Raw genomic sequence first — 24619 nt, 5'->3', positions numbered from 1 at the left:
AGCGCTCACTGACTGCCCACCCTAGGGTGGTACGTCCGGGTATGCCCGATAAGTCGATGGAGGGGCGGCCAGGCGGGTGAAGAACGCCCCCGGCGGGCATAAAACCCGCCGGGGGCGTCGGATCCGTCAGAGCCGTGCAGGCGGCCGCACGGCCGTCTTCAGGAGGCCGCGGTCAGCTGTGGGTGCGCAGCAGCGTCCGCATGGTGCGCATCGCGACCGAGAGATTGGCCAGGTCGAAGGTCTCCGACGCCTGGATCTCATCGAGGGTGGTGCGCGCCCGCTGGAGGATCGCCGTGTTCTTCTGCTCCCACGCCTTGAACCGCTGCTCGGGCGAGGAGCCGCCGTTGCCCACCGACAGCACATCGGCGGTCAGGGCGGCCTGGGCGGCGTAGAGGTCCTCGCGGATGGAGACCCGGGCCATGGACTGCCACCGGTCGGCGCGCGGCAGTTCGATGATCCGGTCCATCAGCTGGGTGATCCGCAGCCGGTCGGCCAGGTCGTAGTAGACCTCGGCGACCGACAGCGGCTCCTTGCCGGTGCGGTCCGCGATGGCCACGATGTCCAGCGTCGGGAACGCGGAGGAGAAACCGGCCACCCGGGTGGCCAGGTCCTCCGGGACCCCGGCGGCGGTCAGCTCGTCCAGGATCCGCTGGTACCACTCGATGTCCGCACCGCGCAGCAGCTTGGGCAGCTGGGCCCGGACCTCGGCCACCCGCTCACCGAAGAACTCGATGGTCTCGGCCAGCTCCAGCGGCTGCGGGCGGTTGTTGAGCAGCCAGCGGGTGCCGCGCTCCACCAGACGGCGGGAGTGCAGCCGCATCCGGGTCTGGATCTCGGCCGCGACCACCGTGTCCAGCGACTCGACCTCGTCCCAGATCTCGCCCAGTTCGAAGATGGCGCGGGCCGCGGTCTGGGCGCGCACCACCTCTTCGGTGGAGGCCCCGGTCTCCTCCCGCATCCGGTGCAGGAAGGTGGAACCGGCGGTGTTGACGGTGTCGTTGACCAGCACCGTGGTGATGATCTCCCGGCGCAGCGCATGTCCGTCGATGTGCTCGGGGAACTGCCGCCGCAGCGCCTGCGGGAAGTAGGCGTGCAGCAGCCGCTGGAGGTACGGGTCGTCGGGGAGCCCGGTGGTGATCAGCTCCTCGGCCACCGTGATCTTGATGTAGGCCAGCAGTACGGCCAGTTCGGGCTGGGTCAGCCCGCGCCCGGCGGACAGCCGCTCCCGGATCTGACGGTCGCTGGGCAGGAACTCCAGCGCCCGGTCCAGCCGGCCCTCCCGGGTCAGCCGGCGCATCAGCCGCTGATGGGCGTGGAGCAGGCTGGGGGCCTGGGTGACGGAGTTGGCCAGGGCCACGTTCTGCGCGTAGTTGTTGCGCAGCACCAGCGCGCCGACCTCGTCGGTCATCTCGGCGAGGATCTTGTTGCGCTGCTTGAGGGTCAGATCGCCCTCGGTGACCAGCGCGTTGAGCAGGATCTTGATGTTCACCTCGTGGTCGGAGGTGTCCACACCGGCGCTGTTGTCGATGGCATCGGTGTTGATCTTGCCGCCGTTCGACGCGAACTCGATCCGGCCCAGCTGGGTCAGCCCCAGGTTGCCGCCCTCGCCGACGACCTTCACCCGCAGATCCTGGCCGTCCACCCGGATCGCGTCATTGCCCTTGTCGCCGACCTCGGCGTTGCTCTCGGTGGACGACTTGACGTAGGTGCCGATACCGCCGTTCCACAGCAGGTCGACCGGCGCCTTGAGGATGGTCTTCATCAGATCGGCCGGGGTCATCTTGGCGACCCGCGACTCGATGCCCAGGGCGGCCCGCACCTGCGGGGTGATCGGGATGGCCTTCGCCGACCGGGGGTGGATCCCGCCGCCCGCGGAGAGCAGCTCGGAGTTGTAGTCCTCCCAGGACGAGCGCGGCAGCTCGAACAGCCGGCGGCGCTCGGCGTAGGAGATGGCCGCGTCCGGGTCCGGGTCGAGGAAGATGTGCCGGTGGTCGAAGGCGGCGATCAGCCGGATGTGCTCGCTGAGCAGCATGCCGTTGCCGAACACATCGCCGGACATGTCGCCGACGCCGACGACCGTGAAGTCCTCGGTCTGGGTGTCGTGGCCCAGCTCCCGGAAGTGGCGCTTGACCGACTCCCAGGCGCCGCGGGCCGTGATGCCCATGCCCTTGTGGTCGTAACCGGCCGAACCGCCGGAGGCGAAGGCGTCGCCCAGCCAGAAGCCGTACGCCTGGGCCACCTCGTTGGCGATGTCGGAGAAGGTCGCGGTGCCCTTGTCGGCGGCGACGACCAGGTAGGTGTCCTCCCCGTCGTGGCGGACGACGTCCTTCGGCGGCTCGACCTCACCGGCGACCAGGTTGTCGGTGATGTCCAGCAGACCGGAGATGAAGGTCTTGTAGCACGCGATGCCCTCGGCCATCCAGGCGTCCCGGTCCACGGAGGGGTCCGGCAGCCGCTTGCCGACGAAGCCGCCCTTGGCGCCCACCGGCACGATGACCGTGTTCTTCACCATCTGCGCCTTGACCAGGCCCAGGATCTCGGTGCGGAAGTCCTCACGCCGGTCGGACCAGCGCAGGCCACCACGCGCGACCTTGCCGAAGCGCAGGTGCACACCCTCCACCCGCGGGGAGTAGACCCAGATCTCGAACGCCGGGCGGGGCGCGGGCAGATCCGGCACCGCCTGCGGGTCCAGCTTGATGGACAGGTAGTCGTGCGGCGTGCCCTGCCCGTTCCGCTGGAAGTGATTGGTGCGCAGGGTGGCCTTGATGAGGGTGAGGAACGAGCGCAGGATGCGGTCCTCGTCGAGCGAGGCCACCTGGTCCAGCGCCGCGTCCAGCTCCTCCAGCAGGGCGTCGGTCAGCTCCAGGCCCGCCCGCTGCCGCTCGGGCGACATCCGGGCCTCGAACAGGGAGACCAGCAGCCGGGTGGTGTGGACGTTGTTACGGAGAGTGTCCTCCATGTACGCCTGGCTGAAGGTGGAACCCGCCTGCCGCAGGTACTTGGCGTACGCGCGCAGCACCATGGCCTGCCGCCAGTCCAGCCCGGCGCCCAGCACCAGCTGGTTGAAGTCGTCGCTCTCGGCCTGGCCGGTCCACACCGCGGCGAACGCGTTCTGGAAGCGCTCACGGGCGTCGTCGGCCAGGGTCTCGCCCTCACGCAGCGGCAGCCGCAGCCCGAAGTCGTAGATCCAGGCGGTGGTCCGGTCCGCGCAGCGCAGCTCGTACGGGCGCTCGTCGACCACCTCGACACCGAGGGTGTTGAGCACCGGCAGCACGGCCGACAGCGAGACCTGGCCGCCCGCCCGGTAGATCTTGAAGCGGCGCTCGGCGTGGGCGGCGCCGACCGGCTCGTACAGGCTGAGCGCGAAGTCCTGCTTGCTGTCCTCGGCGGTCAGCCGCTCCACATGCTGGAGGTCGGCCACCGCGCCGCGCGGGGTGTGATCGGCCTTGTAGCCCTCGGGGAAGGCGTGCTGGTAGCGGCGCAGCAGCTCGGCGGCGCGCTCCTCGCCGACCTCCGAGACCAGGGCCTCGGAGAAGCCGTCGGCCCAGGAACGGGCGGCGTCGACCAGCCGGTTCTCGATGCGCTCGACATCGGCGTCGGTGAGGTCGGGCAGCTCGGTGCCGGGCTGCACCCGGACCACGAAGTGCAGCCGGGAGAGAACCGATTCTGTGTGCAGCGCGGTGAAGTCGACCGGCGGGCGCCCGCTGAGCTCCTCCAGCAGGATGTCGGTCAGCCGCAGCCGCACATCGGTGGTGAAGCGGTCGCGCGGCAGATAGACCAGGGCGGAGTAGTAGCGCCCGTACTCGTCCTGCCGCAGGAACAGCCGCAGCCTGCGGCGCTCCTGGAGGTAGAGCACGCTGGTCACGATGGAGCGCAGCTGGTCGACCGGGGTCTGGAACAGCTCGTCGCGCGGGTAGGTCTCCAGGATCTGGAGCAGATCCCGGCCGTCGTGGCTGTGGGGCGCGAAGCCCGCGCCCGCCAGCACCTCGTCGACCTTGCGGCGGATCACCGGGACCCGGCGCACCGACTCGGTGTACGCGGCGGACGAGAACAGACCCAGGAAGCGGCGCTCGCCGATCACATTGCCCTCGGCGTCGAACTTCTTCACGCCGATGTAGTCGAGGTAGGACGGGCGGTGGACGGTGGCGCGGCTGTTGGCCTTGGTGAGCACCAGCAGCTTGTGCTCACGGGCCTTGGCACGGGCGTCGGCGGGCAACCGGTTGAACGACGGGGACACCGGGGCGGGTCCGGCGTGGGCGCTCTCGTCGGTGTCCTTGTGGGTCGGGTCCGAGCGCAGAATGCCGAGACCGGTGCCGGGCACCGCGCTCAGCACGTCCTCCACGCCGCCGGCCTCGGTGGGCGCCTGCGTCAGCTCGTACTCGCGGTAGCCGATGAAGGTGAAGTGGTCGTCCGAGAGCCAGCGCAGCAGCTCACGGGCCTCCTCGACCTCCTGCTCGCGCACCTCATCGGCCTTGGGCTCCACCGGCAGGCCCTCGGCGAGGCGGAGCGCGCACTCGCGCATCTTCTCCCAGTCCTCGACCGCCTCGCGGACGTCGGACAGGACACGCAGCAGATCGGCGGTGATCTGCTTCAGATCGCCGCGGTCGGTCTCGCGGTCGGTCTCGACATGGATCCAGGACTCCACCACCGCGTCGTGCGGCAGCTCCCGGCCGAGCTTGCGCTCGAACGAGGCATCCAGCAGCTCGATCAGCTTGCCGGTGATGTCACGGCGCACGATCACCTGCGGGTGGATCACGACATGGATGCCGCGGCCCTGGCGGGTGAGCTCATTGGTGACCGAGTCGACCAGGAACGGCATGTCGTCGGTGACCACCTCGACGACGGAGTGGCTGCACGTCCAGCCGTGCTCCTCGACGGTCGGGGTGTGCACCCGGACATTCGCCGTGCCCTGCGGCCGCGACTCGGCGAGCCGGTAGTGGGAGAGCGCCGCGCCGAAGACGTCGACCGGGTCCCGGTCGGCGAGGTCCTCCGGGGGCGTGTGCAGGTAGTAGTGCTGGAGGTAGTCGTTCAGGATCTCCGGGCCCGGGCCCTGAACCGGTGTTTGCCCCCCGGCAGGGCTGTTCTCAGCTACCCGGGCGGCCCGCGTGAGCAGCTCGGCCTTGGCTTCGTCCAGCTTGGTCTGCATGTCCTCTGGCTCCTGTCGCGCGCCTTTGCGTGACATTGATGGCGGTGGCGTGACGCCGCGACGCGGTGAATCCGGTCTCAGACGACGGTATGCCGGATCGCGGGATGGCCGGGGCGTACTCGGCCGTAAGTGACCAAGACCCCACGCGGCACGGGTCAGCGGCGGCTCGCGCCCGGTGGCGCCCCGGGCTCGCGGCGAGGGCCCCATCGCCCTCACGGACTATCGCGCTGATCACGTGGTAAGGCTATCGCTCCTCCCCAGGGGCTCGTCATGAGCCGTTCGTGTACAAATCCCGGCCAGGAAGTTTGACGGATTGGACAGCGACGCAGGGGGCGCACGGCCCCATGGCGTGCCCCCTTGGCAAAGGGGCCCCACCCGGGCACCGTGACGTGGACGGAGATATGCCTGCAAACGTGGAGGTGGGCGGCATGGCCGCGAAGATCCTGCTGGTGACCGGTGACGCGGCCGAGTCGCTGGAGGTGCTCTATCCGTACCAGCGGCTGCGCGAGGAGGGGTACGAGGTCCATATCGCGGCCCCGGCCCGCAAGACGCTGCGGTTCGTGGTCCATGACTTCGAGGAGGGCTTCGACACCTACACCGAGAAGCCGGGCTACAGCTTCCCCGCCGACCTGGCCTTCTCCGAGGTCGACCCGGGCGACTACATCGCTCTGGTGATCCCGGGCGGCCGGGCCCCGGAGTACCTGCGCAACGACGCCGAGCTGCGCAAGATCTGCAAGGCGTTCTTCGACGCCGACAAGCCGGTGGCCCAGATCTGCCACGGTCCGCTGCTGACGTCGGCCGTCGGCGGCCTCAGCGGCCGCCGGGTCACCGCGTACCCGGCCCTGGAGCTGGACATGCAGGCGGCGGGCGCGGAGTTCCAGGACACGGAGGTCGTGGTGGACGGCACGCTGGTCTCCTCGCGCGCCTGGCCGGACCACTCGGCGTGGATGCGGGAGTTTCTGTCGGTGCTGCGGGTGAAGTCGCCGACGATCTGACGGGGAGCCCTCCGGGGCCGCCGGGGCCCCACCGGGCTCACCCGGACCCGGACTCCCCCGGGACCCTGAACTCACCCGTCGGCGAGGAGCTCGGCCTCCCGTACGGCCTCGGCGAGGGTGTCCACGACCGGCACCCCGGCCGCCTGGAGGCTGGTCCGGCTGTGGGAGCCGCCGGTGTAGAGCACGGCGTGAGCGCCCGCGTGCCGGGCCGCCACGGCGTCGTCCAGGGCGTCCCCGATCACCACGACGCGGTACGCGGGCACCCCCTCGAGCGCGGTGAGATGGCGCACCATCTGCTCGGCCTTGCCGGTGTTGCTCTGCCCGATCCGGCCGTCGACCCGGATGAAGTGGCGCTCGATGCCGTGGGTGCGCACCAGGGGCATCAGGCGGTCATGCGGGGCCAGGGAGCACAGCGACTGGGTGAGTCCCGCCTCCTGCCATTCGGCGAGCAGCTGCCGGGCGCCGAGCGCGAGCCCCGCGGTCTCGGAGAACGCCCAGTAGTGCCGGTGGAACGCCTCGTCCATGACCTCCCACTCGTCGTCGGTGGGCAGGCGTCCCATCAGCCGCTCGTAGAAGCGGGGAACGGGCACGCAGTACAGCTCTCGGTAGCGCTCGAGGGTGATCGGCGGCAGACCGACCTCCGCGAAGGAGGCGTTCGTCGCCAGGATCACGGCGTCGATGTCGTGATACAGCGTGCCGTTCCAGTCCCACACGATGTGGGTCACATGCTTCTTCCCCATCCCACGACCGTACCGGGCGAGGTCAGCCGATGAGATGGGGAATTTCCTGCCGGGCGTACCAGAGCAGCTCGTGGTCCTCCGCGCCGTCCACGGTGAACTGCGCGTCGTCGTCTCCGAGGTCCGCGGCGCCGAGGGCCTCGGCGGCGGCGGTGATGTCCGCCTGGGCGTCGTCGGCGTCCATGTGCACCGCGGCGACCTTGGCCAGCGGTACGGCGGTGGCGATCCGCACCTCGCCGAGCGAGGACTGGTCGAGCCCGCGGTCCGGGTCCGCGACCGCCTGCCCGTCGGGCACGTCCACGGCCACCACGACCCGCCGCCGGGGCGCCTGCCGGTCGACGGCGAGCGCGCGCAGCGACGCCTGCGCGGCGCGGCTGAGGGCGGCGTACTCCAGCTCCTCGATGTCGTCGGAGACGTACCACTCGCGCAGGGCGGGGGTGACGGCGTAGGCGGTGACCGGCCCGGGCCCCAGTTCCCCCGCCTTGTACGCCTCGGCGAGACCGGAGAGGGTCAGGGGGACGTAAACGCGCATGGCTGCCGCTTTCGTGAGTGACCGGTCGAGTCCAGCCAGCATACGTTCGCCCCACCCCTCCGGACCGCCCCAAACCCCGACCATGCGTGCTGCGGGGGCGAGGGGCGGGCAGGGGACGCCCGCCCCTCGCCGCCGTACGGGATGCCCCACGCCCAGCCGGGCGGATGGGATCGCCCCCGCGCCGCCGCACGCGCAGGCCCACACCGCACGGTGGACGCCCCAAGCCCTGACGCGCCGCGTGGGACCACACCCGCGGCCCCGTTACGCGCGCACCCACACCAGGCCGGGGCATGCCCCACATCCACCAGCCGCGTTCGCCGGCGAGCGCAGCCCCCGCAGCCCATACCCAGGACAGGGGCAGGGTGAGCACCTCGCCGAGGCCGGGGCGCCAGAGGCCGTACGGCGGCCCTCGGGGCCTTCTGCCCACCGCCCCGGGCGTACCCCTTTGGGGGTACCGCGCCGGGGGCCCGGGGCGGGCGGGAGTGGCGCCGGGTCCCGCGTGGCACACGGGTGCGGTGGGGGGCGTCGCCCGGATAGGTGATGTTCCGGGGCCTCCGCGCGGGCCCCGGCATCGCGTTGCGGGGCAGGGAAACGCGTCGGTAGTAGACACCCGACGAGAAAGCTACTGCCCGGTATCCACCGGGCCCGGCACAGCGGCGGTGAGGCAATGCGCGAGACCGGAGTCGGCGAGGAGAGCCTGCGACGGCGGGTTGGCGGCGGTGCGGGGCGGAGCGGGCCGCCGGGGCGGCGGGACTCTCGCCGCCCCCGCGCCTCCGCCGTCGTCTCCCGCACCGCGGCCGCCGCCGCGCAACGCCGTGAGCGGGAACGGCTGCCCCGCTACTGGTTCGCCAATCAGCTGCTGCTCACCCTCAGCGGCCGGCGCCCCGTCCACACCCTCCTCGGGCACACCCTCCCCGCCGCCTACGACCTGCTCGTCGAGCTGGCCCCGCGGGCCCCGCTGCGTCCCGCCGACGCCCGCGCCACGGCGCCCTTCGTTCAGCGCTGCGGGGAGTACCGGCCCCGGCACGGGGTGATCGAGGCGTTCGCCCGGATCGCCTCCGGTGACCGGCTCAGCGCACTCGCCTTCCGGCTGGAGCTCGGCGCCGACGCCCGCTGGCGCTGCGCCGCCATCGACCTCGGCCCGGGCGTCCCCAGCCCCGTCGGCCCCGGCCCGGCCACCCCCGTCTGAGCTCGTCCGGCGCGCCCGATTCCGGCCCCCGACCACGCCCGTCCGGCCGCGCCTGATCCGGCCGTTCACGGCCGACCGGCGCGGGCCCAGCGCCGATCGTCCGTACGCATGCCCCGGGCGGCACGCCCCGGCCAGCAGGGGCAGGGGGACGCCGTACGCTCCACCGCGCCCGCCCCCGCATACGACGGCGGGCCGGGGCTTCTCGCCCCGGCCCGCCGACCGTTTATGACATCCGCACGCGCGTCACTTCTTGCGGCGGCGCCCCTTGTTGGCCTTGCGGCGCTCGGCGCGGGTCAGGCCGTCGGCTTCGGAGCGCGGCGGCGGGGGCGTCTCGCCATTGGTGAAGTCGCCCTCCACGATGCCGCCTTCACCGTCCACCGTCGGGGCGGAGAAGTGCAGCCGGTCCGGACGCTGCGGGGCCTCCAGGCCCTTCGCGCGGATCTCGGGACGCGCCGGGGCGCCCGAGGCCGCGCCCGCCGGGACCGCGTCCTGGACGTCCTTGACGAGCTCGGCCTGCGCCGCCTCGCCCTCCACCGGGACCTCCTCGACCTGCTGCTCGACCTGGACCTCCAGGTTGAACAGATAGCCGACGGACTCCTCCTTGATCCCGTCCATCATGGCCTGGAACATGTCGAAGCCCTCGCGCTGGTACTCGACCAGCGGGTCCTTCTGGGCCATCGCGCGCAGCCCGATGCCCTCCTGGAGGTAGTCCATCTCGTAGAGGTGCTCGCGCCACTTGCGGTCCAGGACCGACAGCACGACCCGCCGCTCCAGCTCACGCATGATCTCGGAGCCGAGCTGCTCCTCACGGGCGGCGTACTGCTCGTTGATGTCGTCCCTGATGGCCTCGGCGATGAACTCGGCGGTGATCCCCGCGCGGTCGCCCGCGTCGTCCTCCAGCTCCTCGACGCTCACCTTCACCGGGTAGAGCTGCTTGAACGCGCCCCACAGCCGGTCGAGGTCCCACTCCTCCGCGAAGCCCTCGACGGTCTCCGCCTGGATGTAGGCGTCGATCGTGTCGTCCATGAAGTGGCCGACCTGCTCCTGGAGGTCTTCGCCCTCCAGCACCCGGCGGCGCTCGCCGTAGATGACCTCGCGCTGCCGGTTCAGGACCTCGTCGTACTTCAGAACGTTCTTACGGGTCTCGAAGTTCTGCTGCTCGACCTGGGACTGGGCGGAGGCGATGGCACGGGTGACCATCTTGTTCTCGATCGGGACGTCGTCCGGCACATTGGCCATCGCCATCACGCGCTCGACCATCTGCGCCTTGAACAGCCGCATCAGATCGTCGCCGAGCGAGAGGTAGAAGCGGGACTCGCCGGGGTCGCCCTGACGGCCGGAGCGGCCGCGGAGCTGGTTGTCGATCCGGCGCGACTCATGGCGCTCGGTGCCCAGCACATACAGCCCGCCGAGCTCCTTGACCTCCTCGAACTCCGCCTTGACCGCGGCCTCGGCCTTCTCCAGGGCGGCGGGCAGCGCGGCGGCCCACTCCTCGGAGTGCTCCACCGGGTCCAGACCGCGCTGGCGCAGCTCGGCCTCGGCGAGGTCGTCCGGGTTGCCGCCCAGCTTGATGTCGGTACCGCGGCCCGCCATGTTGGTCGCGACGGTGACGGCGCCCTTGCGGCCGGCCTGGGCGACGATCGTCGCCTCCCGGTCGTGCTGCTTGGCGTTGAGCACCTCGTGCGGCACACCGCGCTTGGCGAGCTGCTGCGAAAGGTACTCGGACTTCTCCACGGAGGTGGTGCCGACCAGGACCGGCTGGCCCTTCTCGTGCTTCTCGACGATGTCGTCGACGACCGCGTCGAACTTGGCCACCTCGGTGCGGTAGATGAGGTCGGACTGGTCGATCCGGGCCACATCGCGGTGGGTCGGGATCGGCACCACGCCCAGCTTGTAGATCTGGTGGAACTCGGCGGCCTCGGTCATGGCCGTACCGGTCATGCCGGAGAGCTTGTCGTAGAGGCGGAAGAAGTTCTGGAGGGTGATGGTGGCGAGGGTCTGGTTCTCGTCCTTGATGTCCACCCCTTCCTTCGCCTCGATCGCCTGGTGCATGCCCTCGTTGTAGCGGCGGCCCGCGAGGATACGGCCGGTGTGCTCGTCAACGATCATGACTTCGCCGTCCATGACGACGTAGTCCTTGTCCTTCTTGAAGAGCTCCTTGGCCTTGATGGCGTTGTTGAGGTAGCCGACCAGTGGGGTGTTGACGGACTCGTAGAGGTTGTCGATCCCCAGCCAGTCCTCGACCTTGGTGACGCCCGACTCGTGGATGCCGACGGTGCGCTTCTTCTCGTCGACCTCGTAGTCGCCGGTCTCCTCCTGGCCCTTCTGCGGGTTGGCCGCCTCGCCCTTGGCCAGCCGGGTGACCAGCTTGGCGAAGTCGCCGTACCACTTCGTGGCCTGGTCGGCCGGACCAGAGATGATCAGCGGCGTACGGGCCTCGTCCACCAGGATGGAGTCGACCTCGTCGACGACCGCGAAGTTGTGCCCGCGCTGCACCAGCTCGTCCTGCGACCACGCCATGTTGTCGCGCAGGTAGTCGAAGCCGAACTCGTTGTTGGTGCCGTAGGTGATGTCGCAGTGGTACTGCTCGCGGCGCTGCGCCGGGGTCATGTTGGCGAGGATGCAGCCGACCGACAGACCGAGGAACTTGTGCACCCGGCCCATCCACTCGGAGTCACGCTCGGCCAGGTAGTCATTGACCGTGATCAGGTGGACGCCCTTGCCGGACAGCGCGTTCAGATACGTCGGGAGGGTGCCGACCAGGGTCTTGCCCTCACCGGTGCGCATCTCGGCGACATAGCCGAGGTGGAGGGCGGCGCCGCCCATCAGCTGGACGTCGTAGTGGCGCTGGCCGAGCACCCGCTTCGCGGCCTCACGCACCGTGGCGAACGCCTCCGGCATCAGGTCGTCGAGGCTTTCGCCGTCCTCGAACCGCTGCTTGTACTCGTCGGTGAGGGCGCGCAGCTCGGCGTCGGAGAGGGACAGGAAGTCCTCTTCGATGGAATTGACCTGGTCCGCGATGCGGTGCAGCTTGCGCAGGATCTTTCCTTCGCCTGCACGCATGAGCTTGTTGAGAACGGACACGTAGGCTGGCTCCTTGCCGGTCGGGCCTGGCGGTCGGGTGCGCTGTCGCGGCATTGTCAAGGGGCGCAGGCCCCGCCGCAACGGCCATCGTAAGACAGACCCCGCCACGCCGGGAGGTCCGTCACCACGAGGACCAGGTGTCACCCATCGGTTCAACGCTCGAGACGTGCTCCAGGTGCCCCGATTCCCCAAAACCGCTCGCGGTGAGTGACGGGAGGAACGCAGACTCGGCTGGATGGAGCCTGTCACCCTCACCACCGAACGCCTTGTGCTGCGCCCCTTCCGGGCCTCCGACACCGACGCGGTCTTCGCCGCTTGTCAGGACCCCGACATCCAGCGCTGGACCCCGGTGCCCTCCCCATACGAACGCGGGCACGCGGAGGACTTCACCGCGCGGACCGCTCCGGAGAACTGGCGGGGCGGTATCGCGTATGACTTCGCGGTGCTCACCAAGGGTGACGCCGTGCTGGTGGGGGCTATGGGGCTGATCCGGCTTGAGCGGCTGCACGGCCCGGAGCACCAGGCCGAGCTCGGCTACTGGACGGTGCGGGAGCACCGGCGGCGCGGCTACACCGGCGAGGCCGCGCGGGCGGTGATCGAGTGGGCGTTCACCGCGCTGGGGGTGGAGCGCCTGGAGTGGTGCGCCGAGGCAGGGAACGAGGGCTCGCGGGCGGTCGCGCTCGCGGCGGGCTTCCGGATGGAGGGGACGGACCGGGCGCGGATCGTGCAGCGGGGGACGCGGCGGGACGCGTGGCGGGGCGCGCTGCTGCCCTCGGACTGGGGCCTGCCGTCGACCACCCCTTATCTCCCCCATCTCCCGGCCCAGGCGTCGGGCGAGCCGTCGGGCGGCTCGGCGGACGGTTCGGCGGATGGTTCGGCGGATGGTTCGGCGGGCGGATTGGCGGACGAGCCGTCGGCGGTCTGACTCCTCCGGCTGGTTGCTCCGGCTGGCTTCTCCGGCTGGTTGCTCCAGGGGTAGGGGCGGCGGCCGCGCACAAGCCGGGGCGTTGTCAGTGGGGCCCACTACGGTGACGCGCATGACCACTCCCGCGCCCGGGTCCGTAACGGACCGCAAGCCCGAGATCGCCCTGTCCGCCGACGAGGCGCGCCGGATCGCGCTGCGCGCCCAGGGGCTGCTGGGCGCACCCGACCGGCGCGCCGGGGTGCGCGGTGTGCTGCGCCATCTGGGCGCGGTGCAGCTGGACACGATCTCGGTGCTGGCCCGCTCGCATGAGCTGATCCCCTATGCACGGCTGGGCGCGGTCGGCCGCCCGGCCGTCGAGTCGGCGTACTGGACCGGCGCCCATGCCTTCGAGTACTGGTCGCACGCCGCCTGTGTGCTGCCGATCGAGGAATGGCCGCATTTCGCGTTCCGGCGCCGTGCCTACCGCACCCGTCCGCACTGGAACCACGAGCTGCCGGACGGGACCTACGAGATGGTGGTGAAGCGGCTGCGGGCGGAGGGCCCGCTGACCGCGACGGAGCTGGGCGGCGCCAAGAACGGCGGCCCGTGGTGGGACTGGTCGGCGGCCAAGGTCGCGGTGGAGCGGGCGCTGATGTTCGGCGAGGTGGTGTGTGTCGAGCGCCGCGTCTGGAAGCGGGTGTACGACCTGGCCGAGCGCGCCGTGCCGGACGCCCTGCTCCATGACGAGCTGGACGACGCGGAGTGTCTGCGGCGGCTGGTCCGGCTGGCCGGGCAGTCCCTGGGAGTGGGGACGCGCGCGGACATCGCCGATTACCACCGGCTCAAGGGCGAGCAGGTGGACGCGGTGATCGCGGACTCCGGTCTGGTGCCGGTGGAGGTGGCGGGCTGGGAGAAGGCGGCCTGGGCCGATCCGGAGGCACTGGCCACCACGCCGCGCGGGCGGCACCGCACCACTGTGCTGTCGCCCTTCGACTCGCTCATATGGGACCGGGCACGCACCGAGCGGATCTTCGGCTTCAGCCACCGGCTGGAGGCGTATGTGCCGAGGCCCAAGCGGATCCACGGCTATTTCGCCATGCCGCTGCTGTCGGGCGGACGGCTGGTGGGCCGGGTGGACCCGGCGCGCGAGGGCCGGACGCTGGTCGCCCGGCAGGTGTCGCTGGAGTCGCCGAAGGCGGTGGCCCCGATGGCGGAGGCGCTGCGGGAGGCGGCCGGATGGGTGGGCTGCGACGCGGTGCGGATCGAGCGTGTCGATCGCCCGGAGCTGGCCGCGCCTCTCACGGCGGCGGTCGGCTGACCGCCCCGCCCGGGGAGGTCCGGCTCCCCCGGGGCGCTCCCCCAGGGCGGGCCGGCTCACCGGATCTCGAGGATCTTCTCCCGCATCGCATAGACCACGGCCTCCATCCTGGAGTGCAGCTGAAGCTTCTCCAGGATGTTGCGGACATGGTTCTTCACTGTGTTCTCGCTGATGAACAACTCCTTGGCGATGTCCCGGTTGTTCATCCCGGTGGCAACCAGCTTGAGCACCTCCAGCTCACGGTCGGTGAGCCGGGGCGCGGGCACCAGCCGCCGCTCATCGGTGCGCTGGATCATCGACTTGAACTCGGTCAGCAGCTTGGCCGCCATGGACGGGCTGATCTGCGACTGGCCGTCGGCGACCGCCCGGATCGCGGTGGAGACCTCGTCGGTGGAGATCTCCTTGAGCAGATAGCCCGTGGCTCCCGCCTTGATCGCGTCGTAGAGGTCGGCCTCCTCATCACTGATCGTCAGCATGATGATCTTGGCGCTGGGAGCCACCTCCTTGATGGAGGTACAGGCCTCGATCCCGCCCCGCTTGGGCATCCGCACATCCATCAGAACGATGTCGGGCAGCAGATCCGCCGCCTTGTCCACCGCCTCGGCACCGTCCCCGGCCTCCCCGACGACCTGGATGTCCTCCTCCTGGGCCAGGACAATCTCCAAGCCACGCCGGAAAAGGGCATGGTCGTCCACTACGAGGACCCGAATCGGCTCCTTGCGGGGCTCGCCGCGCGGCTCGTCCCTGTCCGAGGCGATGCCGTGATCAGCGCCGTCGTCGGAGACGGGCCCGAAGCTGTCCGCCATCGTTCCTCCCCCTGAAGGCCATGGCCCTTGCGGTCTGCACTCTGTGGTGCTCGGTGCGGTACGGCATCAACCAGTCCTCTCGCTACGCCGGTTGGCCGTTCGAGGGGCCATGATTTCATGCCCGGGCGGCGGAGTGGTCCCGCCGTGGTCGCACGGAGGAGCCCCGGGGGGCGCATTGGCGCTCCGGGGCATCACATCGTCCACCCCCGTATGCGTCTGTGGCTGAATCCGTGGCGTGTGCACAGCCATGGGTACGTAACTACTGGGCCGTTGCACTCAATTCCGCTGGTCCTGTGTGCTCGATTCCGCGCCGGTGGGTCATGCCGCCGTGGGTCATGCGGCGGCATCCGCTGTCGGTCGCGCGGGATCGCGCGGCTCCTGCCGCGCGATCCCGCCGGTTATGTCTTCCGCCCCGGGCCGGTCAGCCTCCGAGGGCACCACCTGCGCCGCCGGGCTCCTCGCCGACGAACGCCTCCGGCTGAAGGTGAATCACCCCGTAGTCATAGCCATGCCGCCGGTAGACGACGCTGGGCTGGTTGGTGTCGGAGTCGACGAACAGATAGAAATCGTGCCCGACCAGCTCCATCTCGTAGAGAGCCTGGTCAAGCGTCATCGGGGCGGCGGCGTGGGTCTTCTCCCGGACCACCAGCGGGCCTTCACCCTGCACCTCGAGGGGGCCCATCCGGGTGGTGGGGACGGTGTCCACGGCCGTGCGCTGGGCGGCGATCTCGCCATGCCCGTTGATACGCGCCGCGTTGGGGACGGTCACAGCCACGTCGCTGGCCGGGATGCGACCGTTGCCACGGCGGGTGTGGCGCTTGTCGTGCTGCTTGCGCATCCGTGCCTCCAGCTTGCCGGCGGCCAGATCCAGCGCTGCGTACGGATCGGCTGCCGCGGCCTCTGCCCGGATCACCGGACCACGGGAGCGGAGGGTGATCTCCACCCGGTCCGAGCGGTCGGCTTGCCGCGGATTGTGCTCTTTGGACACCTCGACGTCGAGGCTGATCACCTTGCCGTCGAGCTTCTGGATCTTGTCCAGCTTCAGCTTCTCGGCCACGTGCTTCCGGAACCGCTCGGGCACCTCTGTTTTCCGGCCCTTGACGACGATGTCCACGCAGAACTCCGTTCCCGGGTGGCTCCGGGCTCAGCCGGAGCTTCATCCCTTGTGCACTAGGCTCCGGCGTCTTCCGGAGCCACCGACTTGGCGGTTTCGACTCCTCCTTCCCACGGGGGACAACTCCACCCCATTTGATGCACGGCTCACGAGAATGCAGGCAAAACGCGCCAAGCGGATTTGTGAGTCATAGCACTAGCCATTCCTCACAACCGAACATAGCTCGCCCGGACGGATGTCGGCACCCCCTACCGGCACGTACCTCCGATCAGGTGCTTTACCGTCCTCACCACCTGCAACGATGCGGCTTCGTATTCAGTTCCGGTTGGTGCAATCGGGGGGTGCCGCCAGCACCGCCGCTCCGACGACCAGGCCATCTGCCGCCGACACCGCCCGCGCCGCCTCCGCGAGCGAGGCACCGGTAGTCATCAGGTCGTCCACCAGCACGGCCGGGCCCGTGGACAGCAGCCGCCCACCGCCGGGGACCACTCCCAGCGCGCCCGACACATTCATCCGGCGCTGCCGCGCGCCCAGCCCCGACTGATCGCGTATCCTGCGCCGCTGCCGCAGCACCGAGGGGACCCGCACCGCGCACCCCTCCGCGCGCAGCGCACCGGCCGCCGCGAGCGCGATCCGCCGCGCCGGATCATGGCCCCGGGCACCCACCGCACGCCGTGCCGACGGCACCGGCACCAGCAGCAGCGGCCCCTCAGGGCCCCTGGCCGGTCTGGCCCGCACCGGTCTGCCCGGAAGGGGTCTCCCCGCCCGGGAGCACACCGTCCGCACCGCGCCCGCCAGCGCCTCGCCCAGCGGCCCCGCCAGCCTCAGCACACCCCGCTCCTTGTGCGCCAGCAGCACCGCCCGGACCTCGTCCGCGTACTCGGCGGCCGCATGGACCACCGGCAGCCCCGGCGGCACCGGGCTCGGCTCCACCCGCCGCGGCCCGGATCTCCGCAGCACACCCCCGCATCGGTCACACAGAGTGCCGCCCGGCCGACCGCATCCCGCACAGTCCGCCGGCAGCACCAGGTCGGTCAACTCCTGCCACCAGCCCCGCATGGGTCCACTGTCCCGGCGGCCGGGCCGGTGCGCCACCCCCTGTGGACAACCGCGCAGATGTGGACAACCGGCCCCCCCGCCCGGTGGACTCGGCTAGCCGCGGATACCCGTAGGCCGCGCGACCGGCCCTCCCGGCAACCGCTCAGGGGCCGGGAGGGGCCCGCTCCGGGGCCCGGCCCGCTCCGCTCTCCCGGCCCGCGCCGCCACCTGGCTAGCCCGGGTAGACCGGAGCCGTACCGTCCGCGTCGACCGTCTTCCAGTCGGTGTTCGGCAACAGCCGGACGATGCCGTTCTCCCTGGTCTCGGCGATGAGCGGCCGGGTCTGGTCCTCGGAGGCCGTGATCGCCTCCACCCCGTTCGGACCCGGCACGTCCGGCACGTCCGCCGGGGAGCCGTCCGTCTCCACGTACTGGAGCTGCTGGACACCCGCCGACTCCCGGCCCGCGACCACCAGGCGGCTGTCACCCGCCCAGGAGACCGTGTCGACGTTCTCCAGCTTGGGCGCCACCGTGTGCACCCCCTGCACCGACAGCTTCGGGTGGTCCGCGCTGCCCCGCCGCTCGATCCGGCCCAGCCGCAGCGTGGTGTGACCGGCGTGCTTGACCAGCATGGCGATCCGGGTACCGTCCGCGGACACCCGCAGCGCCGTGATCCGGCCACCGCCCAGCTTCGACAGCCGGACCTCGTCCGCCGGGCCGGTGCCCCCGCGCAGCCGCAGCAGCCTCGGCCGCTCGGGATCCCGGTCGGCCACCCACAGTCCGCCCAGACCATCCCAGCTCGGCGCCGTCAGCCCGTGCTCCGCGCTGCCGCCCTGGCTGTGCAGCCGGGCCCGGCCGCGCTCGGCACCGGACGCCAGCTCCGTCACATACAGCGACCGGCCATCCACCGTGACCCCCGCGGCGTCCCGCTCGTCGCGGGAGACCGCCACCGATCCGAGCCCCGCGTCATCGGCGCCGAACGGGCCCGCCACCGTCCGTGGCCGGTTCTCGTCGTCGGACAGCCGCACCATCCGGTGCTCGGCATCCACGAAGTACTGCTGCTGGCGGGGCTGACCGTTGACCCGGTCCGGCGCATAGGCGCGCGCCGCGTCGCTCGACAGCGAGCACAGCTCCGAGCCGTTCTCCCGCTCCAGCTTCACCGCGCTGACCTCGGACGATCCCTCGCCCAGATTCTGGACCGTGAAGAGCGTCTGCGCCGCCATCCGCACACAGCGGCTCCGGCTGATGTGCGCCGCCCGGTCGTTCAGCCGGACCCTCAGCCCGCTGGAATCGTCCAGCGACAGCTTCTCGCCACGCCGCGCGAGGGCCGTACCGCCCGGGAAGGAGGTGCTGACCACCGGGTCCAGCCAGCCGGTCGGACCGTCCAGCAGCGCCTTCACCGTCGAGGTGACCGGGTCGATACGCCGCCGCAGATAGACCGGATCGGCCACCAGGACGTGGTCCCCCACCCGCGAGTCCTCGGCGTCCGGACCCAGTTCGGCGAAGTAGTACTTGTTGACCGAGCGGTAGATGCGCTCGAAGTCGGACTCACCGAGCACCAGCCCCGGCGGCGGCGCGTCGATCCGCCACTCCGACCCGCTCCGCGTGAGATGGATGCGCTCTTCGTAACGCGCCTCGTCGGGCTTGTAGGCGTGCGTGGCGTCCACGCTGGCGATCCGCTTGCCCGACAGCACCACCGTCTTGCCGCTGCCGTCCCGGTCGCCCGGGTCGGTCTCCACCCGTACGTCCGGCGCCTGCTCCAGCACCGTGGTGCGCTCGAACGGGTCCCAGTTCTTGGCGGCGCCCCTGGTGAGGTACTCCTTCGCCGTGGCGAAGTTCTCCTCGTCGCTCGTGGTGGCCTCCAGGAAGCCGGAGACCAGCTCGGCGGGCTGCTCGCCCTTGCCCGGGCTCACCCCGTACACCCGGACCTGCGAATCGACGTCGGTGCGCGGCGAGGAGTCGACCTTCCGCACATCCCCGCTGTCCGGCATGGAGGCGCAGCCGGTCAGCACCAGCGCGCCACAGGAGATCAAGGTGGCCGTGCTCAGGCCCCAGCGGCGGCGGTAGCGGTGGTGGTCGGCACGGTCAGCGCCCACGAGGGCGGCCCTCCCCTTCGTTCTGTGTCGTCGGCCGGACGGCCGACGAGCCCTGCGACCCCTCCTGCGCACCGCGCACCACCCGTGCGCCGCTCCCCGGCAGCGCCGTCGGGTCGGCGGACGGCGCCGGGGCGTCGACGGGCGGCAGCGGCAGCTCACCGGCGGGAAGCCCGGAACGCGGCTGGGCGGGCACCGACACCAGCCGTTCCGCCGCCGGGCGCGCCGGAGCGGGGTCATCCGTGCGACGGTTGCGCCGGGAGTCCTCGGGCTCCAACGGGATCGGGGAGCCCCGCAGGGTGTCGCTGGTGGTGCGCGGCAGCGTCAGCCGGAACTGGGAGCCGCCGCCCGGCTCGCCCCACGCCTGGAGCCAGCCGCCGTGCAGCCGGGCGTCCTCCACCGCGATCGACAGCCCGAGACCGGTGCCGCCGGTGGTACGGGCACGGGCCGGGTCGGCCCGCCAGAAGCGGTTGAACACCCGGGTCGCCTCGCCGGGCTTGAGCCCGACGCCGTAGTCCCGCACCGCGACCGCCACCGCGCCGCTCGCCGTCGCGAGCCGCACCACCACATCCCGGCCCTCGCCGTGCTCCACGGCGTTGACCACAAGATTGCGCAGCACCCGCTCGACCCGGCGGGCGTCCGCCTCGACAACCACCGGCGCCTCGGCGCCCCGCACCACGATCCGGGTGCCCTTGGCCTCGGCGAGCGGCTCGGCCCCGTCGACCACCCGGTGCACCACATCACGCAGATCGATCGGCTCGGCCTCCAGGGCCGCCGCGCCCGCGTCGAACCGGCTGATCTCCAGCAGATCGGCGAGCAGTGATTCGAACCGGTCCAGCTGGCCGCGCAGCAGCTCCGCCGAGCGCGCGGTGGCCGGATCAAAGTCCTCACGCGCCTCATGGATCACATCGGCCGCCATCCGCACCGTGGTCAGCGGGGTGCGCAGCTCATGGGAGACATCCGAGACAAAGCGGCGCTGCATCCGGGACAGCTCCTCCAGCTGCTGGATCTTGAGCTGGAGGTTTTGCGCCATCTTGTTGAACGACTCGCCGAGGCGGGCGATGTCGTCCTCGCCGGTGACCTTCATCCGCTCCTGAAGCAGCCCGGCCGCGAGCCGCTCCGAGATCCCGGCGGCCATCCGCACCGGTGTGACCACCTGCCGGACCACCACCCAGGCGATGGCGCCGAGCAGCACCACCACGAACACCCCGGCCGTGGCCAGCGTGCCCTTCACCAGGCTGAGCGACTTCTCCTCCTGGCTGAACGGGAAGAGGTAGTACAGCTGGTACGCGTCGCCGTGGTTGTCGTCCAGCCGCTTGCCGATGATCACTGCGGGCTCGGCCTCGCCCGACCCGGCGTGCACGATCTTTCCGTACCGCTCGTACGGCGCCGTCCCCTCGTCCACCTGCCTGCGCAGATCGGCGGGGACGCTGTCCGGCCTGACATCGCCGGAGGCGCGCGGACCGCGGCTGGCCACATACGGCGTCTCGCCCGAGTCCGAGCTGAGCGCCATCACGGAGTACGCGCCCTTGCCACCACTGGCGAGCTGCTCCACCAGTGCGTTCAGCCAGGCACCGGAATCCTGGGCACCCCGGCCGGAGGCCCCGGCGCCGTCCTGGCCCCGGGCATCGGTGCCGCGGTCGGCCATCTGCTCGGCCACCTCGAACCCACCGGCGGCCTGACCCTGCGCGGCATGCCGCTTGGCGTCCAGCAGACCGTTGCGCACCTGGCCGATGACCACCAAGCCCAGCAGGATCACTACGCCCAGGGACATCAGCAGGGTGGTGGCGACCACGCGCAGCTGGATGTTCCGCCGCCACAGCCGGGCAGCGGGCAGCAGCGGACGGTGCACCCACCGCCCGAACAACCGGATCAACGGGTGGGCCGGCCCTCCGGAGGCCCCGTCGGGCAGCAGATGCCCGCCGCTCCACAACCTTTGGAGCAGCGGTATCTCACCCGCCGGGTCGGGACGCCCGGCACGGGCGCCCTCCGGAACCCCGCCCCCCGATCCACCGGACTGCGGAGCCGTACCACCACCCGACATCTCAGCTGGGTCCGGCCTTGTAACCGACCCCGCGCACGGTCACCACGATCTCCGGCCGCTCCGGGTCCTTCTCGACCTTCGACCGCAGTCGCTGCACATGCACATTCACCAGACGGGTATCGGCGGCGTGCCGATAGCCCCACACCTGCTCCAGCAGCACCTCACGGGTGAACACCTGCCACGGCTTACGGGCCAGGGCCACCAGCAGATCGAACTCCAGCGGTGTCAGCGCTATCGACTGGCCGTCGCGCTTCACCGAGTGACCGGCCACATCGATCACCAGATCGCCGATGGCCAGCTGCTCGGGCGCCGGTTCCTCGGAGCGCCGCAGCCGCGCCCGGATCCGGGCCACCAGCTCCTTCGGCTTGAACGGCTTGACGATGTAGTCATCCGCGCCGGACTCCAGCCCGACCACCACATCGACCGTGTCGCTCTTGGCCGTGAGCATGACGATCGGCACCCCGGACTCGGCCCGGATCAGCCGGCACACCTCGATACCGTCCCGGCCGGGCAGCATCAGATCGAGCAGCACCAGGTCAGGCTTGGCCTCGCGGAAGGCGGCTAGAGCCTTGTCACCGTCCGACACGAACGACGGTTCAAAGCCTTCGCCGCGCAGCACGATGCCAAGCATCTCTGCCAGTGCGGTGTCGTCGTCGACGACAAGGACGCGTCCCTTCATATCGACATCATCCCATTACCCGATCGTGACCTGGCGCACAGCTCCACGATGCCGTCCCCGGTGACCGGGGAAACGACGCCGTCCTCGGTGACAATCGCCGTCACCAACTCCGGTGGCGTGACGTCGAAGGCCGGATTGTGGGCCTGTGTACCCAGAGGTGCGACCGGCACTCCGGCGCCCGCCTCGGACCCGGCACCCGGAACATGTGGAATTGTGATGTCTGTCACCTCGTATCCAGGGCGCTGCTCGACCTCGATCGCGGCGCCGTCAGGAGTGTCCAGATCGACGGTGGTGGTCGGGGCCACCACCACAAAGGGCACATGGTGGTAGCGGGCCAGGACGGCCAGCGGATAGCTCCCCACCTTGTTGGCCACCGAGCCGTCCGCGGCGATCCGGTCCGCGCCGATCACCACCGCGTCCACCTCGCCCGCCGAGAACAGCGAACCCGCCGCGTTATCGCTGAGCAGCGTGTACGCCATGCCCTCCCGGGCCGCCTCGTACGCCGTCAAACGCGCCCCCTGCAACAGCGGCCGGGTCTCATCGACCCACAGCCGCCGCAGCTGACCGGACCGGTGCACCAGCTTGACCACGCCCAGGGCGGTCCCCTCGCCCCCGGAGACCAGCGAGCCGGTGTTGCAGTGGGTAAGGATCCGGAAGCCTCCGGCGGGCAGCAGCTCATGCAGCAGGGCCTGGCCGTGCTCTGCCATCCGCTCACTGGCCTCGGCGTCCTCCCGGTGCAGCGCACGGGCCTCCGCCAGGGCGGCCGCGGCCGCCCGCTCTGCCTCCGCACCGCTTCGGACCGCCGCGTGATAGGCGGCCGCGGCCCGGCGGACGCCGTATCCGAGGTTGACCGCGGTGGGGCGGGCATGGGCGAGGGAGTCGGCGGCCTCGTCCACATCGAAGCCACGCGCGGCAGCCAGCGCGACCCCGTACGCCCCCGCGATCCCCAGCAGTGGGGCGCCGCGTACGGCCAGTGACCGGATCGCCTCGACCAGCGCCGGAACATCGGCGCAGAGCAGGTCCACCTCCTCGGCGGGAAGCCTCGTCTGGTCGAGGAGCACCAGTACGGGCCCCTCCGGGGGTTCCTCCCAGCGCAGTGCGAAAGCAGCAGGAGAAGCAGAGCCTTCCGGGGATACCGGATGCTGATCAGCCATCCGCCCAGTCTGCCCTGTGCGGCACCGACTATTGAAGTGCTGAGCCAGTCACAGCGGCCGGTACGCGGTGTGACGCACCGTGGCACGATGGCTGGCAACCGCCCGTCGCCGCATCCGCGACCGGCCGACGAACAACCTACGGAGCGACGATGAACGACTCTCCGGGCCGGATCCCGCCCGGATCGTCCCCTTCCGACGAGCCGGAGCACGGCACTCGGCAGCAGGACGAACCCTCCGACCGGCCGGTGCCGGAGCAACCGGTGCCCGAGCAGCCCGTCTGGGGCGCCGGATGGTCCCGGCGACAGCCGCCCGCCGAACGCTGGACCACCTCCACCGGCGGCGCCTCCACTCCCCCGCCCCCGCCCCCTGCCGCACGGCCCCAGGGCGGCGTAGGCTGGGGTGCCCCGCCCCAGGGCGGAGGCTGGGGCAGCAGCGGCTGGCGGACACCGCCGCCCGCACCGCGCCCCGGGGTGATCCCGCTGCGTCCGCTGGGCGTCAGCGAAATCCTCGACGGCTCGATCGCCACCATGCGCGCCCACTGGCGCACGATGCTCGGCGTCTCGCTCGCGGTCTCGATCGTCACCCAGGGGCTGATCACCGCCGCCACCGGACTCTGGTTCCGCAACACCTCCGCCAGCACGGATGTGCTCGAGAACCCGGACGCGACGCTGAGTGAGGCGATGCGCGCGGTCGGCAGCGCCATGGGGGGCAGTGCGGTCACCCTGCTGATCGGCGTGCTCGGCACGATCGTCACCACGGCCCTGCTCACCGTGGTCACCGCGCGGGCCGTGCTGGGGCGGTCGGTGTCCATCAGCGAGGCATGGGGCGGTGCCCGTCCCCGTCTCCTTCAGCTGTGCGGACTGCTCTTCCTGATCCCCGTGATCGCCGCGGGCGTGATGGCCGCGGGCATCGCCCCAGGGGTGCTGCTCACCCTCGCAGGTGCGGAGAACGAGGGCGCGTCCCTCGCCGCGCTCGGAGGGCTCGCGGGAGCCGGCGCAGCCACCTGGCTGTGGATCCGCTTCAGCCTTGCCGCCCCCGCGCTGATGCTGGAGAAGCAGGGGATCATCGCCGCCCTGCGCCGCTCCGCCAAGCTGGTGCGCGGTGCGTGGTGGCGGGTCTTCGGCGTCCAGCTCCTGGCACTCGTCCTGGTCTTCATCGTCGGCGCCATCGTGGAGATCCCGACCAGCATGGCCGCCATGGTGATGGGTGGGGACAACGCGATGGACTGGCTGTCCGGCGAGGCGGTCTCCGTCGGCTGGACCTTCCTGGTTGTCATCGGGATCGGCGGGGTGATCAGCTCGACCATCACCTTCCCGATCAGCGCCGGGGTGACCGCCCTTCTCTACATGGATCAGCGCATCCGGCGCGAGGCCCTCGACATCGAGCTGGCTCGTGCCGCCGGGGTGCCGGGATACGAGACGAAGGATCAGGGCGCCGACCACGGCGCTGATCTGACGCCCTGAAAGACGGATCAGACGCCATGAACAGAACGGCGGAGGGGGCTGTACCTGAGGCGATGTCATCGCGTCATACGTGGTCTGATGCGTTGTCATCGTGAGCCCCCTCCTCCCGTCCGGTCCGGCACTTCCCAGGCCGTCCCGGACTCGATCCCCTATGGCCCCTTCTGGCCGACCAGCCGGGCCCGTTGACGACAGGTCAACGGGCCCCCCTTGCACTCCACTTTGAGCCGCCTGGACCTCGCCACGCCAGAGCGCACATCCCTTTTCACCCGATCCAGTGGAACACCCGATCCAGTGGAACCTGAATGTGCGGCAGTGGTCGTGAGC

The 24619-nt window shown here is 71.0% G+C and carries 16 protein-coding genes; 5 read left to right on the top strand and 11 right to left on the bottom strand.

Annotation, left to right across the window (positions count from 1 at the left end):
* Positions 1–172: 172 nt before the first annotated feature.
* Positions 173–5146, bottom strand: coding sequence for an NAD-glutamate dehydrogenase (locus JK363_RS23240; RefSeq protein ID WP_201876959.1), 4974 nt, complete (start codon positions 5144–5146; stop codon positions 173–175).
* Between the two features lie 428 nt (positions 5147–5574).
* Here JK363_RS23240 and JK363_RS23235 point away from each other — a divergent pair, with 428 nt between their 5' ends.
* On the top strand, positions 5575–6141 hold the full coding sequence (locus JK363_RS23235) for a DJ-1/PfpI family protein (RefSeq protein ID WP_201876958.1): 567 nt from the start codon (positions 5575–5577) through the stop codon (positions 6139–6141).
* Positions 6142–6212: 71 nt separating this feature from the next.
* Here JK363_RS23235 and JK363_RS23230 read toward each other — a convergent pair whose 3' ends face one another.
* Both JK363_RS23230 and JK363_RS23225 read right to left on the bottom strand, forming a co-directional pair.
* Positions 6213–6881, bottom strand: coding sequence for an HAD family hydrolase (locus JK363_RS23230; RefSeq protein WP_201876957.1), 669 nt, complete (start codon positions 6879–6881; stop codon positions 6213–6215).
* A gap of 22 nt (positions 6882–6903) precedes the next feature.
* A complete protein-coding gene (locus tag JK363_RS23225; RefSeq protein WP_201876956.1) occupies positions 6904–7410 on the bottom strand; it encodes a DUF6912 family protein in 507 nt (168 codons plus the stop codon).
* 667 nt (positions 7411–8077) lie between these two features.
* Here JK363_RS23225 and JK363_RS23220 point away from each other — a divergent pair.
* A complete protein-coding gene (locus JK363_RS23220; protein WP_201876955.1) occupies positions 8078–8599 on the top strand; it encodes an Rv3235 family protein in 522 nt (173 codons plus the stop codon).
* 243 nt (positions 8600–8842) lie between these two features.
* Here JK363_RS23220 and secA read toward each other — a convergent pair whose 3' ends face one another.
* The gene (gene secA, locus JK363_RS23215; protein ID WP_201876954.1) at positions 8843–11683 is read right to left on the bottom strand and encodes a preprotein translocase subunit SecA; all 2841 of its coding nucleotides are present in this window, start codon (positions 11681–11683) and stop codon (positions 8843–8845) included.
* 235 nt (positions 11684–11918) lie between these two features.
* On the opposite strand from secA, the gene JK363_RS23210 reads away from it, so the two are divergent.
* The gene (locus JK363_RS23210) at positions 11919–12608 is read left to right on the top strand and encodes a GNAT family N-acetyltransferase (RefSeq protein WP_201876953.1); all 690 of its coding nucleotides are present in this window, start codon (positions 11919–11921) and stop codon (positions 12606–12608) included.
* A gap of 112 nt (positions 12609–12720) precedes the next feature.
* Positions 12721–13905 (top strand): winged helix-turn-helix domain-containing protein, encoded by a 1185-nt coding sequence (locus JK363_RS23205; RefSeq protein ID WP_201876952.1) that lies wholly within the window; start codon positions 12721–12723, stop codon positions 13903–13905.
* A 56-nt stretch (positions 13906–13961) separates the two neighbouring features.
* Here JK363_RS23205 and JK363_RS23200 read toward each other — a convergent pair whose 3' ends face one another.
* The 7 genes from JK363_RS23200 to mtnA form a co-directional block, all read right to left on the bottom strand.
* Complete coding sequence (locus JK363_RS23200; protein WP_201876950.1) at positions 13962–14711, bottom strand: response regulator; 750 nt, start codon at positions 14709–14711, stop codon at positions 13962–13964.
* Positions 14712–15132: 421 nt separating this feature from the next.
* Complete coding sequence (gene hpf / locus JK363_RS23195; RefSeq protein ID WP_201876948.1) at positions 15133–15825, bottom strand: ribosome hibernation-promoting factor, HPF/YfiA family; 693 nt, start codon at positions 15823–15825, stop codon at positions 15133–15135.
* Positions 15826–16140: 315 nt separating this feature from the next.
* Positions 16141–16884: a ComF family protein gene (locus JK363_RS23190; protein ID WP_201876946.1), complete on the bottom strand. Its 744-nt coding sequence runs from the start codon at positions 16882–16884 to the stop codon at positions 16141–16143.
* Between the two features lie 211 nt (positions 16885–17095).
* Positions 17096–18958: an LpqB family beta-propeller domain-containing protein gene (locus JK363_RS23185; protein WP_201876945.1), complete on the bottom strand. Its 1863-nt coding sequence runs from the start codon at positions 18956–18958 to the stop codon at positions 17096–17098.
* Complete coding sequence (gene mtrB, locus JK363_RS23180; RefSeq protein WP_236076047.1) at positions 18948–20999, bottom strand: MtrAB system histidine kinase MtrB; 2052 nt, start codon at positions 20997–20999, stop codon at positions 18948–18950. The genes JK363_RS23185 and mtrB overlap by 11 nt, the downstream gene beginning before the upstream one ends.
* 1 nt (position 21000) lies before the next feature.
* The gene (gene mtrA / locus JK363_RS23175) at positions 21001–21678 is read right to left on the bottom strand and encodes a two-component system response regulator MtrA (RefSeq protein ID WP_030250475.1); all 678 of its coding nucleotides are present in this window, start codon (positions 21676–21678) and stop codon (positions 21001–21003) included.
* Positions 21675–22832: an S-methyl-5-thioribose-1-phosphate isomerase gene (gene mtnA / locus JK363_RS23170; protein WP_201876944.1), complete on the bottom strand. Its 1158-nt coding sequence runs from the start codon at positions 22830–22832 to the stop codon at positions 21675–21677. Before mtnA ends, mtrA begins: the two co-directional genes overlap by 4 nt.
* Positions 22833–22981: 149 nt before the next feature.
* Here mtnA and JK363_RS23165 point away from each other — a divergent pair, with 149 nt between their 5' ends.
* A complete protein-coding gene (locus JK363_RS23165; RefSeq protein WP_201876943.1) occupies positions 22982–24295 on the top strand; it encodes a DUF7847 domain-containing protein in 1314 nt (437 codons plus the stop codon).
* Positions 24296–24619: the final 324 nt, after the last annotated feature.

It is taken from the genome of Streptomyces coffeae (assembly GCF_016741875.1).
Classification (GTDB): domain Bacteria; phylum Actinomycetota; class Actinomycetes; order Streptomycetales; family Streptomycetaceae; genus Streptomyces; species Streptomyces coffeae.
This window is presented reverse-complemented; position numbering and strand designations above follow the sequence as displayed.

Excerpts from the sequence above, each read along its gene's own strand:
- JK363_RS23240 (WP_201876959.1), bottom strand. The coding sequence starts at position 5,146 with ATGCAGACCAAGCTGGACGAAGCCAAGGCCGAGCTGCTCACGCGGGCC.
- JK363_RS23235 (WP_201876958.1), top strand. The coding sequence starts at position 5,575 with ATGGCCGCGAAGATCCTGCTGGTGACCGGTGACGCGGCCGAGTCGCTG.
- JK363_RS23230 (WP_201876957.1), bottom strand. The coding sequence starts at position 6,881 with ATGGGGAAGAAGCATGTGACCCACATCGTGTGGGACTGGAACGGCACG.
- JK363_RS23225 (WP_201876956.1), bottom strand. The coding sequence starts at position 7,410 with ATGCGCGTTTACGTCCCCCTGACCCTCTCCGGTCTCGCCGAGGCGTAC.
- JK363_RS23220 (WP_201876955.1), top strand. The coding sequence starts at position 8,078 with ATGCGCGAGACCGGAGTCGGCGAGGAGAGCCTGCGACGGCGGGTTGGC.
- JK363_RS23210 (WP_201876953.1), top strand. The coding sequence starts at position 11,919 with ATGGAGCCTGTCACCCTCACCACCGAACGCCTTGTGCTGCGCCCCTTC.
- JK363_RS23205 (WP_201876952.1), top strand. The coding sequence starts at position 12,721 with ATGACCACTCCCGCGCCCGGGTCCGTAACGGACCGCAAGCCCGAGATC.
- JK363_RS23200 (WP_201876950.1), bottom strand. The coding sequence starts at position 14,711 with ATGGCGGACAGCTTCGGGCCCGTCTCCGACGACGGCGCTGATCACGGC.
- JK363_RS23190 (WP_201876946.1), bottom strand. The coding sequence starts at position 16,884 with ATGCGGGGCTGGTGGCAGGAGTTGACCGACCTGGTGCTGCCGGCGGAC.
- mtrB (WP_236076047.1), bottom strand. The coding sequence starts at position 20,999 with ATGTCGGGTGGTGGTACGGCTCCGCAGTCCGGTGGATCGGGGGGCGGG.
- mtrA (WP_030250475.1), bottom strand. The coding sequence starts at position 21,678 with ATGAAGGGACGCGTCCTTGTCGTCGACGACGACACCGCACTGGCAGAG.
- mtnA (WP_201876944.1), bottom strand. The coding sequence starts at position 22,832 with ATGGCTGATCAGCATCCGGTATCCCCGGAAGGCTCTGCTTCTCCTGCT.
- JK363_RS23165 (WP_201876943.1), top strand. The coding sequence starts at position 22,982 with ATGAACGACTCTCCGGGCCGGATCCCGCCCGGATCGTCCCCTTCCGAC.